We start from the raw sequence: 3414 nt of genomic DNA on the forward strand, positions 1-3414 counted from the left end.
CCTCAAGGTCAGGATACTTATCCAATAGCTCATTAATCTTGCTATCTCCTTTGGCAATCACTTCATCGCGAATAAGCTCAATCTTATTCAGCAATACGTCTGCTTTATTGTTCTTATTTAGCATCAAATCCATCGCAGCCTGAATATCTTCGACATTTGGAGTACTACGCAATGTCTTGGCAATGTAGTTCATATGACGACGGTAAGCATCTGTTTTAGCTCGGATCCTATCCGCAACAGTCATGGCCTCTTTAAGCTCGTCCGTTAGAGGTAACTTCTCACGCTGCTTCTTGGCAAGCCCTGCAATTTCGCAGCCTAGTTCGTGCAACTCTAGCGCCTCGCGCTTAAGCTCGCTTTTTGAAACGTAAATAATCTCTTCTTCGGTCGTTTGCTCGTGTTTAGCCATTGGTCTTGTCTATACTAGTAAATATTAAGGTCTCTACATTAGAGTATACCACAATTGATCACTACAATAGTTAGTAGCTGTGATAGCATATTAGCTAATATGTTTTAGTTAGACGAGCGAGCGGATAAGGTATCTATGACTCAACCTCAACAACACCCTATATATAATCAAATTGATGATGTGAAAAATGCAGTTGCCGATGTGTTAGCGCATGCTAAAAAACTAGGTGCAACCTCGGCAGAAGCGGCGATGTCTAGCACCTCAGGTCTGTCTGTAAGTACACGAATGGGAGAGGTTGAAACCATTGAGTTTAATCAAGATGGTGGTCTTGGTATCAGCGTTTATGTGGGCAATCATAAAGGCTCCGCATCAACCGCGGATCTGAGTCCTGAAGCCCTACGCTCAGTGGTTGAAAAAGCCGTAGATATCGCTCGATTTACCTCGGATGACCCCTGTAATGGTGTTGCAGATAAAGCCTTGCTAGAGATGTCACCAGCAGATTTAGATCTTTTCCATCCTTGGCAAGTCTCTCCCGATGAAGCCATTGAGCAATGTATTGCTGCTGAAAAAGCCGCGTTAGAATTCGATCCTCGAATCGTTAATTCTGATGGCGCGAGCTTATCGAGCCACCAAGGGATCCGTGTATATGGCAATAGCCATGGCTTAATTGCAGGATTTCCACGTACCAGACACAGCCTGAGCACTATGGTGATTGGTAAAGAAGGTGAGCAAATGCAACGGGATTCTGCATATACGTTATCTCGCGTGCACACAGAGCTAAAGTCCCCTGAAGAAGTTGGTTTAGAAGCGGCGCAATCAACGCTGGCAAAATTAGGCAGTCGTAAGGTATCAACGCGTAAAGTGCCAGTTATTTTTCGAGCGGATATTGCGAACAGCTTATTTGGACACTTAGTGTCAGGTATCGGTGGCGGCGCGCTATATCGTAAGTCTAGCTTCTTGTTGGACTCTTTAGATACACAAATTTTTAATCGCTGCGTAAATATTGAAGAGAAGCCACATTTACTAAGAGGGCTTGCTTCGAGTCCTTTCGATAGCGAAGGTGTAAAAACCATCGACCGTGAAATTATCACAGATGGCGTGCTTAATACTTACTTATTGGCAAGCTATGCCGCACGCAGAATGAATATGCAAGCGACTGGTCACGCAGGTGGGATCCATAACTGGTTAGTAAAACCAACACACGACGATTTAACCAGTCTACTTGCGTCGATGGGCACTGGCTTATTAGTCACTGAACTGATGGGGCAAGGTGTTAATACGGTAACTGGTGATTACTCAAGGGGCGCTGCTGGTTTTTGGGTCGAAAATGGAGAACTTCAATATCCTGTAAGTGAAATTACTATCGCTGGTAATTTAAAAGATATGTTTATGGGGATTGAAGGCGTTGGCGGTGATATTGAATGCCGAGGCGCAGTACAAACCGGCTCTATACTACTCAATACTATGCAAATAGCGGGCGAATAACTCCCTTCATCAGCTCAAGAAATGCTGGTTTTGACCAGCATTTCCCGCTATTTCGACTCTGTTACTGCTACACTAATAACCAAGTGGCGGTGCCAAGGAATGCAAAGATCCCGACGATATCAGTAACCGTTGTTAGTACCACACTACCTGCTAGTGCTGGATCGATATTCATTTTCTTTAGCATAATTGGAATACTGGCTCCCGCGATACCCGCTGCGACTAAGTTCATAAACATCGCGAAGGCAATTACAGCACCGAGTATAAAATCCCACTGCCATACAGCAATAACCCCAGCAATTAATACTGACCATAGCACGCCGTTTAAGGCGCCGATCGCCAGCTCTTTACCCATTAAAAACCTTTGGTTAGTCTGGTTGATATGACCAAGGGCAATACCACGAATAACTAAGGTTAGCGTTTGGCTACCGGCAACGCCACCCATACTTGGTACTATGCCATTTAACACCGCGAGAATAGGCAAAATATCCAGAGTACCTTCGAAGAAGCTTGCAACAAACGCTGCCATCAGGGCGGTTAACAGGTTAATCCCAAGCCAAATAGAGCGGCGCTGGCTACTTTTTAGAACTGGCGCAAAGGTGTCTTCTTCATCTTCAAGACCCGCCATACTTAACAAGCTGTGCTCAGCATCTTCACGGATAACGTCAACAACGTCATCAATGGTGACACGACCAAGCAAATGGGCGTTATCGTCAACGACAGGAGCCGAGATCCAGTTATGACGCTCAAAAAGCTGCGCCACTTCAGACTCATCCATGGAGATAGGGATCGTTTCCTTATCTTCATCCATCAAGTCTCGAACCATACTGTCAGGAGACTTAGTTAATAAGGTATTGACAGGCAGCGTGCCTAAAAAGCAGTTGTCTTTATCAACTACATACAACTCGTCCGTACCGTCTGGCAATTCGCCTTTAAGACGTAGATATCTAAATACAACTTCTAAGGTAACATCGGGTCGAATAGTGACCGTGTCGGTGCTCATTAGCGCACCGGCTGAGTGTTCCTTGTAGGACAATGCTTGCGTCGCACGTTCTCTATCTTGGCTATCCATCGCACCGATAACGTCTTGGTAGACGGTATCAGGCAGGCTTCTTAGGACATCACCAAGGTCATCGTCATCCATGTCTTCTGTAGCGGCAGCAATTAGCTCCGGCTCCATCTGGGCGATGATCCCAAGTCTTACGTCCTCTGACAGTTCCTCTAAGACATCCCCTTGGATATCTGGGTCAACGAGCTGCCACAGCATAGAGCGAACTTTATGAGGAGATGATTCTAAAAGCAGTGCAGTGTCACAAGGTGCTGTTTCTGCGAGCATACGCCTAACTTGAACAAACTGACCACTGTTTAAGGCTTTAGTTACCTTTTGGAGTTGTTCCAGTGTGTAGTCTTGTTCAAATACTTCAGGCATAGGCATCCTTTTTGATAATAATGGTGGCTAACTTGATTTAGTTAACCCTATTCATTTATTTTATCGCAGAAATCAATTTCTTAATTTGAATTTTATT

At 44.8% G+C, this 3414-nt stretch carries 3 protein-coding genes; 1 reads left to right on the forward strand and 2 read right to left on the reverse strand.

All coding sequences use genetic code 11. The features are described 5' to 3' along the window. The coding region (gene yjgA / locus CWC03_RS17635; protein WP_138583003.1) for a ribosome biogenesis factor YjgA at positions 1-406 on the reverse strand (406 nt) is incomplete at its 3' end. Between the two features lie 135 nt (positions 407-541). Here yjgA and pmbA point away from each other — a divergent pair. Continuing rightward, on the forward strand, positions 542-1891 hold the full coding sequence (pmbA, locus tag CWC03_RS17640) for a metalloprotease PmbA (RefSeq protein WP_138583004.1): 1350 nt from the start codon (positions 542-544) through the stop codon (positions 1889-1891). Between the two features lie 67 nt (positions 1892-1958). Here pmbA and mgtE read toward each other — a convergent pair whose 3' ends face one another. Continuing rightward, positions 1959-3317 carry a magnesium transporter gene (mgtE, locus tag CWC03_RS17645; RefSeq protein ID WP_138583005.1) on the reverse strand — a complete coding sequence of 453 codons (1359 nt, stop codon included), beginning with the start codon at positions 3315-3317 and terminating at the stop codon, positions 1959-1961. Positions 3318-3414: the final 97 nt, after the last annotated feature.

This window comes from Pseudoalteromonas sp. S2755 (assembly GCF_005886535.1).
Taxonomy (GTDB): domain Bacteria; phylum Pseudomonadota; class Gammaproteobacteria; order Enterobacterales; family Alteromonadaceae; genus Pseudoalteromonas.